This is a genomic window from Prochlorococcus sp. MIT2304, from assembly GCF_059772405.1.
In genome coordinates this window covers 1,416,817-1,435,312 of record NZ_CM186286.1, presented here as the reverse complement: position 1 = coordinate 1,435,312, position 18,496 = coordinate 1,416,817, and the positions used below count along the sequence as shown (strand labels likewise).

General features: G+C 35.7%; 27 protein-coding genes. 21 read left to right on the top strand and 6 right to left on the bottom strand.

The window, feature by feature from the left end; translation table 11 throughout:
* Positions 1-346: 346 nt before the first annotated feature.
* Entirely contained in the window at positions 347-481 is a 135-nt protein-coding gene (locus AC6EIY_RS08200; protein ID WP_498506452.1) for a rubredoxin, read from the top strand.
* Positions 482-536: 55 nt separating this feature from the next.
* Here the strand turns inward: AC6EIY_RS08200 and AC6EIY_RS08195 are convergent, their stop codons facing one another.
* Positions 537-707: a hypothetical protein gene (locus tag AC6EIY_RS08195; RefSeq protein WP_498506451.1), complete on the bottom strand. Its 171-nt coding sequence runs from the start codon at positions 705-707 to the stop codon at positions 537-539.
* A 337-nt stretch (positions 708-1,044) separates the two neighbouring features.
* Here AC6EIY_RS08195 and AC6EIY_RS08190 point away from each other — a divergent pair, with 337 nt between their 5' ends.
* Together AC6EIY_RS08190 and AC6EIY_RS08185 are read left to right on the top strand one after the other, a co-directional pair.
* Positions 1,045-1,404 (top strand): DoxX family protein, encoded by a 360-nt coding sequence (locus AC6EIY_RS08190; RefSeq protein ID WP_498506450.1) that lies wholly within the window; start codon positions 1,045-1,047, stop codon positions 1,402-1,404.
* Positions 1,405-1,462: 58 nt separating this feature from the next.
* Positions 1,463-1,924, top strand: coding sequence for a hypothetical protein (locus AC6EIY_RS08185; RefSeq protein WP_498506449.1), 462 nt, complete (start codon positions 1,463-1,465; stop codon positions 1,922-1,924).
* Between the two features lie 81 nt (positions 1,925-2,005).
* Here the strand turns inward: AC6EIY_RS08185 and AC6EIY_RS08180 are convergent, their stop codons facing one another.
* Together AC6EIY_RS08180 and AC6EIY_RS08175 are read right to left on the bottom strand one after the other, a co-directional pair.
* A complete protein-coding gene (locus tag AC6EIY_RS08180; protein ID WP_498506448.1) occupies positions 2,006-2,143 on the bottom strand; it encodes a hypothetical protein in 138 nt (45 codons plus the stop codon).
* A 4-nt stretch (positions 2,144-2,147) separates the two neighbouring features.
* The gene (locus AC6EIY_RS08175; RefSeq protein WP_498506447.1) at positions 2,148-2,321 is read right to left on the bottom strand and encodes a hypothetical protein; all 174 of its coding nucleotides are present in this window, start codon (positions 2,319-2,321) and stop codon (positions 2,148-2,150) included.
* 279 nt (positions 2,322-2,600) lie between these two features.
* Between AC6EIY_RS08175 and AC6EIY_RS08170 the strand changes: the two genes are divergently transcribed.
* The gene (locus AC6EIY_RS08170; protein WP_498506446.1) at positions 2,601-2,807 is read left to right on the top strand and encodes a hypothetical protein; all 207 of its coding nucleotides are present in this window, start codon (positions 2,601-2,603) and stop codon (positions 2,805-2,807) included.
* 458 nt (positions 2,808-3,265) lie between these two features.
* On the opposite strand, the gene AC6EIY_RS08165 is transcribed toward AC6EIY_RS08170, so the two are convergent.
* The gene (locus AC6EIY_RS08165) at positions 3,266-3,658 is read right to left on the bottom strand and encodes a hypothetical protein (RefSeq protein ID WP_498506445.1); all 393 of its coding nucleotides are present in this window, start codon (positions 3,656-3,658) and stop codon (positions 3,266-3,268) included.
* A gap of 58 nt (positions 3,659-3,716) precedes the next feature.
* On the opposite strand from AC6EIY_RS08165, the gene AC6EIY_RS08160 reads away from it, so the two are divergent.
* Together AC6EIY_RS08160 and AC6EIY_RS08155 are read left to right on the top strand one after the other, a co-directional pair.
* A complete protein-coding gene (locus tag AC6EIY_RS08160) occupies positions 3,717-3,857 on the top strand; it encodes a hypothetical protein (RefSeq protein ID WP_498506444.1) in 141 nt (46 codons plus the stop codon).
* A 19-nt stretch (positions 3,858-3,876) separates the two neighbouring features.
* Complete coding sequence (locus tag AC6EIY_RS08155; RefSeq protein WP_498506443.1) at positions 3,877-4,113, top strand: hypothetical protein; 237 nt, start codon at positions 3,877-3,879, stop codon at positions 4,111-4,113.
* Between the two features lie 23 nt (positions 4,114-4,136).
* On the opposite strand, the gene AC6EIY_RS08150 is transcribed toward AC6EIY_RS08155, so the two are convergent.
* Together AC6EIY_RS08150 and AC6EIY_RS08145 are read right to left on the bottom strand one after the other, a co-directional pair.
* On the bottom strand, positions 4,137-4,313 hold the full coding sequence (locus AC6EIY_RS08150; RefSeq protein WP_498506442.1) for a hypothetical protein: 177 nt from the start codon (positions 4,311-4,313) through the stop codon (positions 4,137-4,139).
* A gap of 604 nt (positions 4,314-4,917) precedes the next feature.
* Entirely contained in the window at positions 4,918-5,217 is a 300-nt protein-coding gene (locus AC6EIY_RS08145; RefSeq protein ID WP_498506441.1) for a DUF1651 domain-containing protein, read from the bottom strand.
* Positions 5,218-6,506: 1,289 nt separating this feature from the next.
* Between AC6EIY_RS08145 and AC6EIY_RS08140 the strand changes: the two genes are divergently transcribed.
* The 15 genes from AC6EIY_RS08140 to AC6EIY_RS08070 all read left to right on the top strand — a co-directional run bounded on the left by AC6EIY_RS08140 (position 6,507) and on the right by AC6EIY_RS08070 (position 18,376).
* Positions 6,507-7,142, top strand: a complete 636-nt coding sequence (locus AC6EIY_RS08140; RefSeq protein ID WP_498506440.1) for a recombinase family protein — start codon at positions 6,507-6,509, stop codon at positions 7,140-7,142.
* Positions 7,139-7,333, top strand: coding sequence for a hypothetical protein (locus AC6EIY_RS08135; protein ID WP_498506439.1), 195 nt, complete (start codon positions 7,139-7,141; stop codon positions 7,331-7,333). Before AC6EIY_RS08140 ends, AC6EIY_RS08135 begins: the two co-directional genes overlap by 4 nt.
* Complete coding sequence (locus tag AC6EIY_RS08130) at positions 7,330-7,527, top strand: hypothetical protein (protein ID WP_498506438.1); 198 nt, start codon at positions 7,330-7,332, stop codon at positions 7,525-7,527. Before AC6EIY_RS08135 ends, AC6EIY_RS08130 begins: the two co-directional genes overlap by 4 nt.
* Complete coding sequence (locus AC6EIY_RS08125) at positions 7,527-7,709, top strand: hypothetical protein (RefSeq protein WP_498506437.1); 183 nt, start codon at positions 7,527-7,529, stop codon at positions 7,707-7,709. The genes AC6EIY_RS08130 and AC6EIY_RS08125 overlap by 1 nt, the downstream gene beginning before the upstream one ends.
* Positions 7,702-7,935 carry a hypothetical protein gene (locus AC6EIY_RS08120; RefSeq protein WP_498506436.1) on the top strand — a complete coding sequence of 78 codons (234 nt, stop codon included), beginning with the start codon at positions 7,702-7,704 and terminating at the stop codon, positions 7,933-7,935. Before AC6EIY_RS08125 ends, AC6EIY_RS08120 begins: the two co-directional genes overlap by 8 nt.
* Positions 7,936-8,559: 624 nt before the next feature.
* On the top strand, positions 8,560-9,537 hold the full coding sequence (locus AC6EIY_RS08115; RefSeq protein WP_498506435.1) for a phosphate ABC transporter substrate-binding protein PstS: 978 nt from the start codon (positions 8,560-8,562) through the stop codon (positions 9,535-9,537).
* Between the two features lie 44 nt (positions 9,538-9,581).
* On the top strand, positions 9,582-10,658 hold the full coding sequence (locus tag AC6EIY_RS08110) for a methyltransferase domain-containing protein (RefSeq protein WP_498506434.1): 1,077 nt from the start codon (positions 9,582-9,584) through the stop codon (positions 10,656-10,658).
* Positions 10,659-10,845: 187 nt separating this feature from the next.
* Positions 10,846-11,823 (top strand): tyrosine-type recombinase/integrase, encoded by a 978-nt coding sequence (locus tag AC6EIY_RS08105; protein WP_498506433.1) that lies wholly within the window; start codon positions 10,846-10,848, stop codon positions 11,821-11,823.
* Positions 11,824-11,992: 169 nt separating this feature from the next.
* A complete protein-coding gene (locus tag AC6EIY_RS08100) occupies positions 11,993-13,507 on the top strand; it encodes a DUF4214 domain-containing protein (RefSeq protein WP_498506432.1) in 1,515 nt (504 codons plus the stop codon).
* A 14-nt stretch (positions 13,508-13,521) separates the two neighbouring features.
* Entirely contained in the window at positions 13,522-14,235 is a 714-nt protein-coding gene (locus AC6EIY_RS08095; protein ID WP_498506431.1) for a hypothetical protein, read from the top strand.
* A gap of 35 nt (positions 14,236-14,270) precedes the next feature.
* Entirely contained in the window at positions 14,271-14,423 is a 153-nt protein-coding gene (locus AC6EIY_RS08090; protein ID WP_498506430.1) for a hypothetical protein, read from the top strand.
* A gap of 45 nt (positions 14,424-14,468) precedes the next feature.
* Positions 14,469-14,645: a hypothetical protein gene (locus AC6EIY_RS08085; protein WP_498506429.1), complete on the top strand. Its 177-nt coding sequence runs from the start codon at positions 14,469-14,471 to the stop codon at positions 14,643-14,645.
* Positions 14,646-14,850: 205 nt separating this feature from the next.
* Complete coding sequence (locus tag AC6EIY_RS08080) at positions 14,851-16,311, top strand: DUF4214 domain-containing protein (RefSeq protein ID WP_498506428.1); 1,461 nt, start codon at positions 14,851-14,853, stop codon at positions 16,309-16,311.
* Between the two features lie 14 nt (positions 16,312-16,325).
* Positions 16,326-16,472 (top strand): hypothetical protein, encoded by a 147-nt coding sequence (locus AC6EIY_RS08075; RefSeq protein WP_498506427.1) that lies wholly within the window; start codon positions 16,326-16,328, stop codon positions 16,470-16,472.
* Between the two features lie 173 nt (positions 16,473-16,645).
* Positions 16,646-18,376, top strand: a complete 1,731-nt coding sequence (locus tag AC6EIY_RS08070; protein ID WP_498506426.1) for a DUF4214 domain-containing protein — start codon at positions 16,646-16,648, stop codon at positions 18,374-18,376.
* Positions 18,377-18,496 lie beyond the last annotated feature (120 nt).

Sequence of the window (18,496 nt, the reverse complement as noted above, 5' to 3'; positions counted from 1 at the left end):
AGAGCCAAAGCACTCTTCACGATCTAAGAAATAAATAAGTGCTATTGACTCTATAAACAGAGAATCACATCTTTCGTGCGGTCTCTACATTGTCGGAACACCCTAGACCCTGATTAAACCCCAGGGTCCCACTATTGAGGAGGAGCCATCATGTCTTGCGGAAATCCTTTTGTCCACATGCTTAAGAGCGCACGCGATTCATTATTTGATTTACCCAAGTATCAACACGAATACATCGATAATATTGAGATTGAGTGTTTGCAATTTGGGTTCTGCTCTAAACCTGAGACTTCTACGCGCTCTTTAAAAGAAATTCCCTATTTTCATTTCTAAGAGGACTAAGTCAATGGCATATCAATGTCCCGATTGTCGTTATGTATACAACGAAGAAGCTGGTGATCCTGATAACGGAATCGCACCAGGCACCAAGTTTGAAGATTTGCCAGCCAGCTGGGTTTATCCTATCTGTGGAGCAGAGTAAACAGGTTTCGAACAACAAGAACGACCTAAGCCTACAAGGTTAGATCACAAGCTCACTACAAATTATTTACTTTAAGGTCTGAAATAGAGATTGCTTTTGTCTCTCTCTGAGACCTTAAAAAATTACCAGAAATGTCTGAGAGGTGATTACGTATAGAGCGAGGACTCGCTTCCCCCCATGGGGTGCCATAAGGTAGAGAGATAGGCTTAGATATGTCGTTTAGCATGATCACCAATCTTTTTTTGCCCCTATAAATTATTACTATTACTAGCTTTTTAGTCTAAATTGTGTAATCAAGAGCATTACTTCCGTTACAGAGCTGATGAGTCTACTGAGATCCTTGGTAAAGGACGAAAGATCAAGCCAGCAGAGGAGAGTTTGATGTGGATTGGATCTAATTAGGTTCACAATCGTCAACTATCTAAGTGCCATATTAGACATTCCTAGGAATCCAAATACCTGAATTATATTTTCTATACTTTCTAGTGGCCGTCTACTAATTTTGTGTAGTGGTAAAAAATTGTTTCTTAAGTTATTTATGTAGTATTCGCTAATAAACGATTATGGATTTAACAAGATTTTATTCTTTGAACTTTCTTGGGCGATTGTTGCTAAGTGCAATTTTTATAAATGCAATACCAGGCAAAATAACAAACTTTGCTGCTCAAGCTGAATACATAACAAACAGAGGATTTCCCGAGCCAGTTTCAATGATAATGATGGTAGGTGCAATAGCTTTACTTGTTGGTGGTACTGTCCTTTTGATCTTCACAGAACGGATCAAACTCGCTTGTTCACTCCTGTTGATTTTCTTGGTGCCAGCCACAATAATTTTTCATTTGATACCATTTCAACTTGCAGCAGTCGCACGAAACCTTTCTTTAATTGGAGGATTATTAGTTGCCATAGAAAAATCCAAATAACTAATATCGATTAACTATTCAAAATCTTATGGGCTGACTTGAGTCAGTCCTTTTTTTAATGAAAAAACTCCACTTAATTATTGTATGTTTTTGGTTCTTTCAGCCCATCATCACTAAAGCTAAGCCTGTAAAAGGGATTAGCGACTTTGATGGAAGCTTCAAAGGTGTTGAGAGAATCACTTTTGAATGTCCCGTCAACAATGAGAGAAATATACAAAGAACTAATGACGAATTTGACGATCAACAACCAAAAGGAAAATGTTGGGTTGATTTTTACCCAACTTATTTGAATGTTATGAACAAACAGGTGATAAATAAAAAAGATGTCATTAGTTTTTGGCAATCCCCTCCTCAATCAGGCAAGTGTTGTGCAAGTTGGAATTTAATTTATAGGGATGATGAAGGAAAGAATAAAATCTTATCTATGAGAAAAAAAGAATTTCCTTTCCCACTCACAAAGAGAAAATTAAAAATACTTGGTACACCATCAAATATCATCAATCGCTGGCTTACACAATAGAAAAGAAATATAGATAAAGCTAACAAAAGGGAGACTTAAATTTATGGAGAGATATTAATCCTCAGATCCTAAGAAAAACAACTACTGACTACTCAAACAAGAATCAAAGTCAATTTCTAGTTGAGTCCAATGGCTTTGTTCTGAACTTATCCCCCACAATTCGCCTCTTTCAGAGGCTTCTAAAATAGACTCATAAAATTCTGGAATATGCTTTGACATTCTTTTAGTTAATTGTAGAAGCAGAAATTGTCTCTTCACAATCGGTATCTCCTGGTTCACAGACAACTTCAGCTTTATCAGAGTGTGAGCTGCAACCCATTGCCATAACTGGTGAAACATTGAGTACTGTGTGTAGAGTAGTTGCCGAAAAAAGAAGATAAGGAATGAATTTTTTCATGGCCAGCTTTAGGATTTCATTTATGATCTATCAGCTGATTACCAACTGTGAGGTTTCAATGTTCGGTTAACTTCTTAAATCTAAGAAGTTACTGCTACAGACAAGAGCTCAAAAACATAGTGAACTTCTTTTTTAGCTTCTAATAGAAACAGTTGTCTAATAGCCACTCAAATTCTTGATGCCATAGCAACGAAACATAAAAAATGATAAGTTTTTTTAATCTATACTTGTTGACCTATAACTCATTCGTTTTATTGGCATAGAACAATACATTAGTTAATGGATTCAGCTAATCAAATCCAAGCCCTCGTTGAAGAAGTAGAAAAGAACCCAGAATACAAAATTAACGAACAAGAAGCTAAGGGTTTCTTGTCAGAGATGAATCGAATCGCAAAAGAAGATAAAACAAATATGCCACCTTTGGTTGTGATAATTATGGCTTATATCAACATGCTTTTTCCAGAACTAGATGAAGTGAAGATCTGAGGAAAAAATATAAAAAATAAAATAAATTTCTCTTCATTGTTAACGTACAACCAGAATCCTATTTACCCCTTATACCCAATAGTAAGTCAGTACACAGAACCACAGGATATGTCTTTTACTACTGTTACCTTAGTGTTACCCTTCTGCTCTGAAACCTCGAGATCCATTGCTATAGATGCCTTAATACACTAAGTTATATAATCGATATGGATATGCATCTTCTGAATTCAGACTATTAATTTTTCTATAATCTCCCATTAACATTTAAATCTTTTAAAAAGATTTGGGTTACAAGTTAATCGCAACTTGTTTTTTTAGTCGCGGTTTTTAAATTAGGTCTTAAACTCGCTTCCCAAACTCACCAAGTAAAGGGATTTCAGTCATTAGTACAGTATGTATTAGGCATATCGTCACAATATGGTCGCAATTTGTTAGACGTTTATAGTCTTCTTTTGACTCTAATTTCCAAAAGTACACACCTGATCGATAACACCCAAAATCAATTTATCTCCATTGGGATCTTTCCACTCTGAATCTTGATTCTTGAACTCATTAAATTTCTTTGCTCCTAATGCAACATCTCTAAAAGAATTTTCAGAACAGTTGACATCCATCGTATACAAAATGTCTTGAGTAATGTCAGTAGTGCTTTTAGGAATAAATTTGCTGAATACTCGTATGGATCCATCTTGATTTTTTTGAACACTGTTCTTATCCCATAATTGCTCTCCATACTGACTCTTTGGAACTGCAACCCAGTCAGGCGATAGAGCATCTATTTTTGACGGATAGAAAATAAGTAGAAGTGCAAAACAACTAAGACAAATACTTTTAAGAGTTTTGAAGGTCATTGAATAAGAAACATTATTGTTATCGTTGATGGGAACTTCACATCAGTACGTCAATTTTATGAACAGACTGTTCTCTAGTGAGAGATCTAAATGGATCTTTGTAATTGGACTTGTTGCGATAGGTGCAGGATTTACAGCAAAGAATGTGATCTCATATCCAACTGAATGCACTACTCCAGATATGGTCACCTTGAGATGATCTATGGAGAAATTTTAAAGTGGCAAACCCATCTTTATCAGGAGTAACGAGCGTTCTGATCAGTCAGATTCTTTTCGACAGACTTCCAAAGGAACAGAAAGTAACGTTTGAAAAATACAAGGATGTCTACAAAAAAGATTATTTGGGATTTGATGATGACGACGGGAGATATTTTGAAGATTTAGCAAAAGATTTAAATGGAAAACATGTCAGTTTTGAGTTATTAGATCTTGAAGAATACGGTATTCTCTATTAGTGGAAAAAGGATTGAGGATTTAATTAATTGATTGGACGATCGATAACCCAAATGTCTTCCTCTCTGGTGTCTCCATGAATCCATTCTTTAAACTCTTGATAAATTGCAATTTGATCTCTCTTATCAAGGGTCATTGATCTTTTTAAAATCTTTGTCAGAGAAGAACTAATTAAATCTTCAACATGCTCTTTCTTTCTCATTAAATTGAAGTCACTTACTTTTAATGAATTGACAAGAAAAGGGACAGCATTTGCCGACTGTCCCTAACTCTGGAATAAAGGACAATCCGCATTGCCCGATTTTCGTATGGAAATTTTAAAAACAAGTTCTCTAAAATGAGGGTCAGTTGAGGTAGTGCTTTCCTGCAAATTCTCATGAAGAAGGGGGCGAGATTTTGGTCGCCCCCTTTGTGTCCATCACTCCAGACCTATTGAAGTGGGTTGACTCCTGAATCTTTTTACCCATTAAAATGATAAAAACTAGGCGTTAAAGCACCAAGTATTATTACTAAATAATGGATATAAATTATCACTTAGTTATAGATATTATTCTCGTTTCAGGAGCAGTATCTTTTGTCTTAATCGCAAGGAAAATGAAAAACAAAAACCCCTGAAATGAATCAGGGGTTGGGTGTTCCGACCATTGCAGAGACCGCACGAAAGGTGTTCTCTGTCCACTAAGGAGGGGTGAGATGCCTCCTTGGAGTCAATGCACATTTCCCTTTTTTAATAACTTCGAGAGTGCTATGACTCTTGATTTAGTTCTACTCCTACTACATGAAAATATCTATGGTATTTACCACACTTAAGCAGCATCATTAATTTGATGTTCCATTAGTTCCCAACCTTGAGTTAAGAGTTCATGCCAAGTTTCAATAGCAGATTCGAGATCAATTCTTCTTGTATTTCTTAATTTGGTTGGAGTGCCATCTTCAAGGCAATACCAGAGTTGTGTATACACTCTAGGGAATGCCATTTCGGATTTTGGATCACGAATAAAGAACATACAGAATTCTCTAGTAGGTGATACCAACCATCCTGCTGGAGTTGGGATTGCTTCTCTGATTGGTTGATTCATATAACCGATGTCTGATGATAGGTTCATCTATAAGAAGAGACAAAAAGCACCTGCTCACTGGTGCATCCTCTGCGGTTTGCTATGGGGATTAAAATAATACAAATATACTACTTTTGTCTATATGGTCAACAAATAATTTTCCATTAAAGAAGGGGGCGAGTTTTGATCGTCCCCTTTAAGTTCAGCACTTGTTTGTCTCTACTGAACAATCCACACCTTGAACTAACAACTTTTGACCTAAAGAAACGAAGTGCTAGAACTCCAATCCATTTCTAATCAAACCTCATTATCAGAACATGAAAAAAACTCCTGATTAAGGATAAGAAATAAAAGTTTCACAGTAATATTTAAAAAATTCTTATTGGTTAAGAAGAACAATGTTTAAGTCAATTACTGCTTCTTCAGCAAGATTTAATTTGCGTTCTTCAATGGAAAGATTAAGAGCAAAAATGGGATCAAAAACTTTTCTTGAAATTGGGCAACGATAAGTGCAGTATTTCTGAGTTCCATCTAGCAGATCCAATTCGACTAATTGTAGAGAGAAGTTTTATAAGTTCAACTAATCAATTGCTACTTGCATAAGGAAAGGACACTGCTGCTTCAGCGTCCTTGTGTCCTTTCCTCTGTTGCACAGAACTAATTTTTGTTGCGAGAGTTCTGCTTTTTCTTTTCTAATCAAATCCACTAAGGGGAAGCATCAGAAATTATTCCTAATCAAAGATCGTCTTAACTATTACCGAACGGGTTATACCTGATGTCAAAGACCAAAGTCACGGCAATGCTTGTAAGCAACAGTCCAAAAACAACTTGTGGAGGCGGAAATATCATTAGTCCACTCTAGAAAAGGCACAAAAAAACCGCCCTGTTCTGTTGGGGCGGATTATTGCAGAGACCTGATACAAGTGTTTCCTTGTTTCCACTGCGGAGGGTCTCTAACTCCTCACAACTGGAATTTATCGGAGCAGGTTTAGTAATAAACCCTTGGCAGGTGGGTTTATCGACTGGCACAGGCACTAAAAAAGCACCCAAATGGATGCTCTTTCGGCACAGAACTATGTGTGAGGAGTTGTTCTGTATTTCTATTTTGATATACCCAAGACCAAGATGGCAAGAACAAAAACAATCTCTTCAATATTGGGAAATATAGGAAAATATTGGTGTTCCAAAAAGGGGGCTATAATCAAACGCTAGGGTGGTGCAAATTAAAATATTAAAAATTCCATTCAACTTGGATTTTATTGTTCCAATAACACTGTTTTGTTGGTAAAATAATGACATAAAAAATTCAATAAGAAACACCATAGTTTCTGGAACAGATGAAAATAGAGACCAAGTTCACCAGAGAAAAACCACTTTTCAGAGATAGACCTGAATACAAGTGCATTGGATATGCTCGCCAAAGTACGAATAAGCAGATCTCTATTAGTGCTCAAATTGAAGAGTTGAAGAAAGCAGGTTGTGTTGTTGTTTTCCAAGAAACGGTTTCAAGTGCAGACAAAGCAAGACCACAATTCGATGCAGCATTAGGAACACTTGAAGAAGGTGATGAAATTGTTTTTACCAAGTTGGATAGAGGTTTTAGAAATCGGAGGCAATGCATCAATACTCTTCATGACCTCCAAGAGCGTGGAATCCATGTTCGTACTACCGATGGCATGATCAATACTCGTGCTCTTGGTAAGTTTGCTCCAATCGTTATTGGTCTTTTATCTGGACTAGGAGAAGTAGAGCGTCAGATGGTTATAGAAAGAACTCAAGAGAGCATTAACCACAGAAGAGAAACAGGAGGAAATCTTGGTGGGAGACCAAAAACCAATAACGAAAAAGAGGCATTGGTTTTGCGTTTAAGAGAGGAAGGATGTTCTTACAGATCAATCAGGAAACAAACTGGACTTGCCTTATCAACCATTAGAAGAATTATTGTTGAGCAAGATGTGGTGTTAGAAGTATGAGCAAGGAGAAAGAAATAATTAGGGCAATGGATGAGTGTGGGGTAAATGCTTGCGAGCAAATGAAATCCCTCAACTCTGAAGAGAGGTTTCACCTTTTGTGTGAAATGGGCGAGTGGATATATAACCTTTTTTCAGAAGAGATCGAAGACGTATTGATGGTTCCTAATTTTGGAGAGAAGGAAACAGCATGACTGACAAAAATATAGAAGGACTATCTGATTACATTTTCTTGAAGAAAGAGAAAGAAGTTTTTTTTTATTTGCATAATCCTTGTCCAGATTGCTTGGAAATTCCAGCAATAATGAAGCAAAGATTCCCTGATGACTACAAATCAATAGTTACCAGTTCATTAGATGAGTTAAAGAAATACAGAGGTCAAGTGTGATGAGTCTCCCTCCGCACTTCATTGATGAAAAGAAGAAAGAGGTTGTCTTTCATCTCAAAGGCACTTTTCCTGTTCAGTTGGCAATTTCGACTTGGATGAAATCTTTCCCAGAAGGTTTCAAGGGGGTTACTTGTCGATGTGAAGAAACTTTCTACAAGTTGAGGGCAAAGATCAATGACTGAAGACATCAACTGGAAGGAAGAACTACTTGATTCAGCACTCTTCAACAAGAAGCAAGCGAACCTATTAAGGAACGGACCAAAATCATTACCTGAGAGTTGGTTAACGGGTGTCCTCTATACCAGATGGAAAAAACTGAAAGGAATTAGACCAGACCCAGAACCACCTGATTGCAGTTCTTCCTTTAAGGAATGGAATAAGAAAGTTGAGGAGGGAAAAAATAGGTGAGGCACGAAACCCCAGCATCAAATTCATTAGTTCTAACCATCGTAGATGGCTTAGGGACTATATCAATGATGATAAAAAGCAAATCCATAAGCTCAAACGTAATGCCTTCTTGAACTACGAAACATGGAGAAAGGAAAGAGCAATTGAATTTAAAAAAGAGATTCCACAACAAACGACTATCAATCAAGAGATGTCGTGTCTGATAAGAGTCTTTTCAGAGGTTGCTGTGACTCACGGATTCATCAGTTAAGATACTGTCCCAGATATACCATCCATACGATTACCTAAAGATCACTAAAAACAACAGTTCGATTTGGACCTTTCGAATTATCACAATCATATCTCTTCCTGTCATTAAATTTCTACCCTGTCGCTGAGAGATGACTAGACTTGGTTAACATCAGAAAGCGGTCATATCAATAATTTTTTATCTATTCAACTAAGTACTTATTGTGATAGCAAAGCGTGAGGCTTTAGCAGCAAAATCTAATATTATCTAATCCCTTTAGAACTCAGATTATTTTATACGGTCATTTTTTGTGCCAATTCGGAATAAATTAAGTCTTAATTTTAATTTAACTCTACATTTGTTTATTACGTCTATAAATAAATTATTTATAATTAATGAATCTAAAGATTTTTAGTTTAACAGTATTAATTCCTCTTATTAGTATCTCAAGTAATAATTTTGCCAAAGCGGCACAACGTCTAAGTGGTGCTGGTGCTTCACTTCCTGCAATGTTATATTCAAGACTTTTCTCTGATCTACGAAATCATGGTGGACCCAAAATCAACTATCAAGCTGTTGGATCAGGCTTTGCATTAAAAGCACTTATTGATGAAACTGTAGATTTCGCAGCATCTGATTATCCAATAAATATAACTAATAAGAGTCAAATAAAAAGAGGTGTTGTTCAAATTCCTATTGTTGCAGGAAATATTGCTATTGGGTATAACAAACCTCATTGCAATTTGACGCTTTCTCAAGAGCAATTAGTAAAAATTGCTATGGGTCTTATCAAAGATTGGAGTGAAATTAATTGTTCTCAAGGAAAAATTACATGGGTACATCGATCAGATGCCTCAGGTTCAACTTTAGCTTTTTCAAATTCCATGAATTCTTTTTCTAATAAATGGACGTTAGGAAGTGCAAAAATAGTGCAATGGCCGACTGGTATTGGGGCTAAAGGAACATCAGGAGTAGCAGGTAGGATCAAAAATACCCCTGGCTCAATTGGTTATCTTAGTAGTGCCTATGTCAATGAGAGTATTCAAACTGCAGCTATAGAAAATTTATCTGGCGAATTTCTGCTGCCTACTGTTAAAAGCGGAAGTATAGCTTTGAAAAATTTAGGCATTCAAAAACAATTGCCAATAATAAACCCAAACCCAAAAGAAAGAGGCGCGTACCCAATTTCCACTTTGACATGGATATGGGTCTATAAAAATGGCTATGGTGAAAAACTGGACGAAATCAAAACAACATTAAATTTTTTAGTATCTCAAGAAGCAAAGAACAAAGCACTTAAAATGGGATTTATACCTCTCAATGAAAAATTGCAAGATCACGCAATTAAATCAATCAAAGATATTGGAATTTAGAAGCCCAATATTTAAAAATTAACCATTTAAAATCCTTTCGAAAAATGAAAAGCACTTTTCAAGAAAATGATTCCTCAACAACTAAAGTAGTCAAAGACTATTACGGAAAAACCTTAAAATCTTCGTCAGACTTAAAAACATCAGCTTGCTGTGACTCTGATGATATTCCAGAGCAATTTAAAGAGCCATTAAGCAACATTCATCAAGACGTATTGTCTAGATATTACGGTTGCGGGCTAGTTGCACCAATGTTGCTCGATGGACTTCGTATCCTAGATATTGGTTGTGGTAGCGGACGAGATGTTTATTTGTTGTCCCAATTAGTTGGAGAGTCTGGAGAGGTAATTGGAATTGATATGACTTTAGAACAATTAGACATAGCTAAAAGTTATTCAGAATATCATGCGACAAAATTTGGCTTTAGAAATTTTAATTTTTACCAAGGTTATATTGAAAAATTAGAGATATTAAATTTTGAGCCAAGAAGCTTTGATTTAATTGTGTCTAATTGTGTGCTGAATCTATGTTCCGATAAACAATCTGTTTTGTTAGGTATCAAAAAACTTCTAAAGCCAGGAGGTGAGTTTTACTTCTCAGATATATATTCTGATCGTCGAATTCCTAATGATCTTAAAAATGATCCAATCCTTTATGGCGAATGTCTCAGTGGATCGCTCTATTGGAATGATTTCCTAAGAATATCAAAGGACGTTGGCTTTAAAGACCCACGACTTGTTAGTGATCGTCCATTGACCATTGGCGACAAAAATCTTTTAAAACGTCTCGGATCAATCAATTTTCATTCGGCTACTTATCGCTTATTCAATATTGATGAATTAGAAGATGCATGTGAGGATTATGGTCAAGCTGTTATATATAAAGGAACAATTGCAAACAATCAGAATAGATTTTTATTAGATAAACATCATACGATTGAATCTAAAAAAGTTTTTCCCGTATGTGGAAACACTTATCGCATGTTAAGTCAATCGAGATTTTCTTCACATTTTGATTATTTAGGTGAGTTTGATAAACATTTTGGTATTTTTGAAAATTGTGGAGTAAATATTCCATTTGAAAAATCAAATGAAAAAGCCATTAAAAATGACAGCTGTTGTTGATGTTTTAAAATTTGTTTACTTGAAAAAAATATCACAAGGCAAGAAAGAATTAATAGCTTCATAGTGCCAGCCCTTATAGCCACACTCCTCTTACCTACCCCATCACAATCGGACACCAATTACTTTGGTGCAGAAGGAGTTTTTCAATTAGATCTAGGCAATAGTGAGATACCTTGAACACCGAAACATGGAGAAAAAAAGAGCTATTGAATTTAAAAAAGAGATTCCACAACAAACGACTATCAATCAAGAGATGTCTTGCTTGAGAAGAGTCTTTTCAGAGGTGGCTGTAACTCATGGATTTATTAGTAAAGATACTGTTCCTGATATACCATCCATCCGATTACCAAAAGATCAGAAGCACAGAAGAGATGATCTCACAGCTAAAGAATGGGAAGAACTTGAAAGAGTTGCCAGGCTGTATTGGATCAAAGGATTAACAAGAATCCTCGATGAGAATTACACAATCACCAAAGATAAGAATGGAAAGTATCAGACAAGATCAAACCAAGCCTTTGGAGGAAAGAGAGGTAAGAAGCAATTAGTCCATCGAGAGCTTGCTTACTTAGCCATGAGAGTGGCTATGGATACTGGGATAAGACCAGGTAGCTTACGGAAATTGAAATGGAGAGATATCGGTGAGAACACCGCAATACCAAAAGAAGAAAGAAAGATCTGGGTCAACATTGATGTGCCAGCTGAGAAGACCAAGACAGGTAGGTCTTACAGAGTTGCAGCTCCAATTGCCAAGTTCTTAGAACGCATAAGAGTGATCACTAAATACAAAAAGATGGATGACTATATCTTCACTAATCAGGATTCAGGGAAACAAATCAGTGAGAGAATTTGGCAAGATTCAATTGCTGATCTGTTAGTCGAAGCAAGACTTGCTGACTGGAGAGAAGATGCAAATAGTCAAGTCAAGAAGGTAGTCATTCACTCAGGGAAGAACATCACTTGGTATGGCTTCAGGCATACATACATCACCATGCGTTTATCAGCTGGCGTACCTCTTCCAACAGTTGCTGCCAACACAGATACCTCAATGAAATATATCCAAGAGCATTACTTCCATTACAGAGCTGATGAGTCCACTGAGATCCTTGGTAAAGGTCGAAAGATCAAGCCAGCAGAGGAAAGTCTCAGGTGGATTGGGTCGAGCTAGGTTCATAATCAATCCTTATCTAGGCAAAAACGTTCTATTCAACAAAAATCAATCTAAAGATATAAATATAGAGCTATATATACAAAAACTGAGCATAGAAAAACTATACGATATAGCTATTATATGATATTGTTAGTTAATGGCTGCATAATATTCAAGAGAAACCTTAATGGCAAAAATATCTTTCAAAAGCGAAAGTCCAAATAATAAAAAAAATAATTCATTTGCATCACTAGAAAAAGGTGCTATTTTCAGCCCTAATAACTATTTCATCAGTAACACAATAGAAAATATTCAGGATAATTTAGATGTTTTTTACAATCATTATAAAGATGGAAAATTTTATAGCTATGAATTAACTGAATCTACAAATTCCAACTCGATATCTTTTCGTACTAATTACAATAATTCAGATGATCTTGAATTTTCTTTAGAAATAGGCGAAGAATATTTTGAAATTATTGGCAATTCACTTCAATTAAATTATTCAACAAGTCTTAAATTAAGTGGTTATGAGGAGATAATTAATGGAGAGAAATGGGATGAAATCAAAACTGGAATCATTAGCTTTAGTCAAATAGATTTTGAGTTCAAATCTCTTAATGAAATATATACTGTAGAAATAGTAGGTGACTTCTCAGCGAACAAATTATACAATATTGATAATAGTCCAATAGAGATTATATGGAAAACATCTAAAATCACAATAAATCATGACAAATATGATATTGATGATTTTTCTGAATTCAAGTATGAAGGATATCTTGAATTCAACTCCATCACAACTCAAGGGGATTCATTCGATAAAGATTATTTTGCATACATAACAAATAATATAGATGAATTAATAGGTACTAAACATGATGATTATTTAAATAGTGGAAGTGGAAATGATTTAATTAATGGCTATGGGGGTTCAGATACTCTTGAGGGGGGTCTTGGTTCAGATACAGCAATTTACTCAGGCAATTTTAACAATTATTCGTTCGTTCGTGATCAGAAAAATTTAATAATATCGGATCAAAGAACAGGTACTAATGATGGAACAGATACTCTCTCAAATATTGAATACATTCAATTCACAGATCAAACAGTAGAAGAATCAAAAGTAGACGTTGTTAAAACATATAGCGGTAAATTTAGTGATTATAAATTTTACAATAAAGGCAATGGTGTCTATCAGATCAAAACAGATTCTGGCTATGACGATATTACTGGCTTTCCCTTATTAACCTTTACAGGAGAAGCTACGACAAGTTCTTTTAGAGACATTAGTGCCATTGCTGATATCAAAGGCACCTTTGATCAAGTCACTGGTTTGAATACAGATTCAGGGCGTATGTTCCGTTTATACAACGCATCATTTAAACGATTACCTGATTCAGATGGACTTGCTTATTGGATTGATAATTTCAGCTCAGGACGCAATACTATTAGAGTCGTTGCATCATCATTTTTAAGTTCAGCTGAATTTGCTGAACGTTATGGAGACAATGTTTCTGATTCAACCTATGTGAATACTCTCTATAAAAATGTTCTTGGACGTGATGCTGATGCTGGAGGCTTGAACTACTGGTTGGGTCAATTAAATAGTGGGGCTGAAACACGATACGAAGTTCTTCTAGGATTCTCTGAATCAGCTGAGAACAAAGCTCTCTTTACGGAAATGACTGGGTTGGAGTAAGCAACCAATCTTTTATGAACAATTTTATTATTAAATTAAACCGATCAATCATTTTTCTTCTATCGTCCTTATTAATAATAAATAGCTATAATGTAGGGGCTGAGCCAAGACTAAAAATAAAAGGAATTAATATTGGCGTATATGAGAAAGGTCCTTATTTTGGAATATTTACAGATCTAGGGGGAAAAGACCAATTAGAACTTGGTTTGAATTACTTAGATATACCAATAGGAAAATATGACGCAGGTTTCTCCAATGATATACAAACCAATCTTTCATTCACTGGTTTAAAGTTTATTTTCCGAAGGTATTTAAAAAATACTGAAAAGGATGGGTTCTATACTCAATTTGGATTAGAAGCTAATTATATGGCAGCCACCTCCAAAATAGAACTATCTGAGATGTCATATAAAACAAAAAATATCTCTATTTTTTGTCCATCTTGTGATTCAATGGATTTATCAATAAAGCCTAAAATATTTCCTTTTATACCAAGCCTCTCATTGGGTTGGCAATCAAAGATTTCATCTAGAGCTAAATTCCAAACAAGTTTAGGAGTGCAATATAAGAAAATCGGCAATGCTAGTTGGGAATATAATTCAGACAGAAATTTACCTTTTTTTGTTAGAAACGAAATTAATAATTCTATGAATGAAGTTAATAATTATCTAAACAATTTACCAACTATTTTTCCTACTCTAACAATTTCAATATCTTACTTGATTTGATAGTTTTTAAATAAGATCTGACTAAATACAAAAAGATGGAGGATTACATCTTTTTTAATCAAGACTCAGGCAAACAAATTAGTGAACGGATATGGCAAAACAATCTTTGTGAATTATTAGTTGAAGCAAGACTTGCAGACTTGAAAAAGGATGCGAATAGTCAAGTGAAAAAGATAGTTATCCACTAAGGTAAAAACATCACCTGATATAGCTTCAGGTATACATACGTCACAATGCGTCTTTCAGCAGGCGTTCCTCTTCCAACAGTTGCAACCAACACCGATACGAGCATGAAATATATCCAAGAGCATTTCTTCCATTACAGAGCTGATGAGTCCACGGAGATCCTTGATAAAGGTAGAAAAATCAAGCCAGCAGAGGAAAGTTTGAGGTGGATAGGGTCAAGTTAGCTTACCTCATTCACTTCTTATATGAGACAAATCACACATTCAACTGACAACAGATACTTTACAAACTAGATAAAATAGTAAGATTAAAAAAACCATGAATCATAACTTTTTCATGAGAAACTATTATCACCAAATCATTTGTTAAAAAATAAAAGTACCGTTCTTTTCTTAACTCATAAATTAACAACTTCTCCTTCTAGGATAAATGGCTAACTCAACTTATTCATTAACAACCTCTGCTTCTAGTTTTAATGAAGGTGATACTCTAACAACTACCGTAAACACAACTAACGTTGCCGCAGGAACAACGCTTTACTGGGCAACCTATAGCTCAGAGATAACCGCTAATGACATTGATATTAATTCGCCTCTCAATGGCTCAGGGACAGTAGGTAATAATGGTACTTTCAGCTTCTCTCAAACACTCTCCAACGATCAATCAACAGAAGGTTCAGAAAAATACTATCTGAGGCTTTTTTCTGATTCAGCAAGAACAAACCAATTAGGTGATGATCTTGCCATTACCATCATTGATACTTCCAGGGCTCCACAAGAGACAATTACAACGGAGTCAGGCGAGTACTTATTAATTAAAGAAGCTAAGTCTTTTGCGGATGCAATAACAGCGAGTAAAACATATGATGGTGGACATCTAGCCCAGTTTGAGACAAAAAAAGAAGCAACTAATGTTTGGACTGAAATTAATAAATTAATTTCTTCCTTAACCAGCTCCTTTGATTCAACTGTTGCCAGTGACGGTGGAGGAGCCTCTTATGTATGGCTAGGTGGAACAGATGGCGATACAACATCGACTCAAAGCTCATCAACATGGAATTGGAAATGGAGTGAATCTTCTATTGAAATTGCAAAAACCAGAACAGAGTGGGGAACAGGTTACGGAGGCACAGAGCCTGACAACAGCCGTGGAACTCAGCACAGATTAGCACTGGGCTTAGAAGACTGGTCACGAGGCAATCCTGGTAAATATGGATATGCCGGTGAATGGAACGATGTTAACGCAAGCAACGAATTATGGTTTTTAGTTGAGAAACATAAAACTGCTTTCAATGTCACTAATACATCGGTTATTAATAAAATTACGTCGACCATCAGTACTGATACAAAAACTTATTCTGGCAAATCAAATGATTATAAATTTTACAACCTTGGGAAAGATCGCTATGCCATTAAATCTGGTGAAAATTATGATGAGATAACAGGAGTTTCAACTTTAGATTTTACTGATAAGGATTTAGATCTAGGAATCGATATTAAAGGAACCTTTGATCAAGTAACAGGATTAAATACAGATTCAGGAAAAATGTTCCGTTTATATAATGCAGCTTTTGCACGTTTTCCTGATGCTGATGGACTCAAGTATTGGATAGGAAATTTTAGCTCTGGTATTGATGATGAACGAGCTGTTTCATCTTCTTTTCTTGCATCTGCAGAGTTTAAAGAGCTTTATGGAGAGAACATTACACATGAGACGTATGTACAAAATTTATACTTAAACGTTTTAAATCGTGAATTAGATCAAGATGGATACGACTACTGGGTCGGTAATTTAAATAATGGAATCGAAGAACGACATGAAGTACTTTTAGGCTTCTCAGAGTCAGCAGAGAACAAAACTCTATTCACTGAAATGACTGGGTTGAGTTAAGCGTTACAGTCCCTGTGATTACAGCCAACACAGATACCTCGATGAAATATATCCAAGACCATTACTTCCATTACAGAGCTGATGAGGCTACTGAAATCCTTGGTAAAGGTAGAAAGATCAAGCCTGCAGAAGAAAGTCTGAGATGGATTGGGTCGAGCTAGGTTCACAAACGACCATAAGTCTTTGACACAATTGTTCTCCAGTAAAAATCTTTGCCTCTTAAGAATCTAGCTAAAGTAGTTCAAGTAGTACAATCAAGTCTAGCTACTAAATAATTTGCCTTTTCATAATGAAGGGAATCCTAAAACATTAGTGAGTATCTGCAACTAAAATTATGACCGGAAGAGTTATTACAGTTACACAAAGTCAATATAATATGGTTAGAGGAAATACATCTAACCCTCTAGATATTGAAATCAGACCTGGGGAACAAACTGTTGAAGGTGATATCTACATAATTCCTTTTATTTCCGAAAATCAATACTTGCTAGGAGACGTTAGTTGGATATTTACGATGGATGAACTAGACTATGAAGATATCATTTTAATTGATTATCCAATAGGAAGTTTTAATAGTGATGAATTAGAGACCTTACTTGATGGAGATATAAACAATGATCAATTATGGGACGTTAATAAAATCTTCGAAGCTGCGAATTGTATATGGTTTGATCCTTATTACATAGGTCGCCCTCTTTCAAGTAATGGATATAATTATAGTCATTTATTTTCAGACGGAAACACCAGTTTTGGAGGTCACCCTAAGTCTATAGAACTTACCCAAATATTTGGAGGCTCAATCAATACGATCAATCCTTTACAATTTGGTTTAATTGATCTCTCAGAACTCAATCTAGATGAGATTAATAATATGTCGGCTAGTGACTTCAGAAGTAGCTATGAACATTTAATAACTACTAGAGCGACGGTAGTGTCGCAACCACAAATCACTGGTCCATCAGGTAGTGCAAGTGATGGGACAAGTAATATATCAATCAATGAAAATAGCACTGCTATTCATAGCTTTACAGCGAATGAACCTGTTGTATGGTCTTTAACTGATGGCCCTGATGTTTCTAAATTCTCAATCAATAGTTCAACAGGAGCTCTAAGTTTTATTGCCGCTCCAGACTATGAATCTCCTGAAGATATCGATTCTAGTAATGATTATACCGGCGTGGTTCGAGCAACTGATTCAGCAAGAAATACTTCTGATCAAACAATTACGATTTACATTACTGATCTCAATGAAATTCAAACATCATCAAATAACGATAATTTATCAAGCACTTGGAGTAATGACTTCATCGATGGTGGTGCAGGCAATGATACCGTTCTCTTCAGTGGGACATTCTCTGATTACTCATTTATAAGAACAACAAGTTCACTAACCGTTTCTGATCAACGAACAGGGACAAACGATGGAACAGATACTCTCTCCAATATTGAATACATCCAATTTACAGATCAAACCGTAGAAGAATCTAAAGTAGACGTTTCTAAAACTTACGCGGGTAATTTTAGAGATTATAAGTTTTATAATAATGGGAATGGTGTCTATCAGATTAAAACAGATTCTGGATATGACGACATCACTGGACTTCCTTTATTGACCTTTACAGGAGAAGCAATAACAAGTTCATTTAGAGAAGTCAGTGCAATCGCTGATATAAAAGGTGTCTTTGATCAAGTCACTGGACTCAATACAGATTCTGGTGAAATGTTTAGACTTTATAATGCTGCATTTGCTCGTTTCCCTGATGCTGATGGACTCGAGTACTGGATTGAAGAGTTTAGTTCTGGACGCAACACAAGACGTGTCGTTGCAGAATCATTTCTATTATCCGAGGAATTTGGTGAACGATATGGAACCAATGTTTCTAATGCTCAATATGTAGAAACTCTTTATATCAATATTCTTGGTCGCGAGTATGACCAAGAGGGGTATAACTATTGGCTCGGAAACTTAAATAGTGGTTTAGAAACGAGATATGAATTGCTTTTAGGTTTTGCTGAAAATGATGAAAACTTAAATCTCTTTACTGAAATGACTGGGCTTAGCTAAAGGTTCCTGTTCCTGAGATTGCAGCCAACACCGACACAAGCATGAAATATATCCAAGAGCATTACTTCCATTACAGAGCTGATGAGTCCACTCAGATCCTTGGTAAAGGTAGAAAGATCA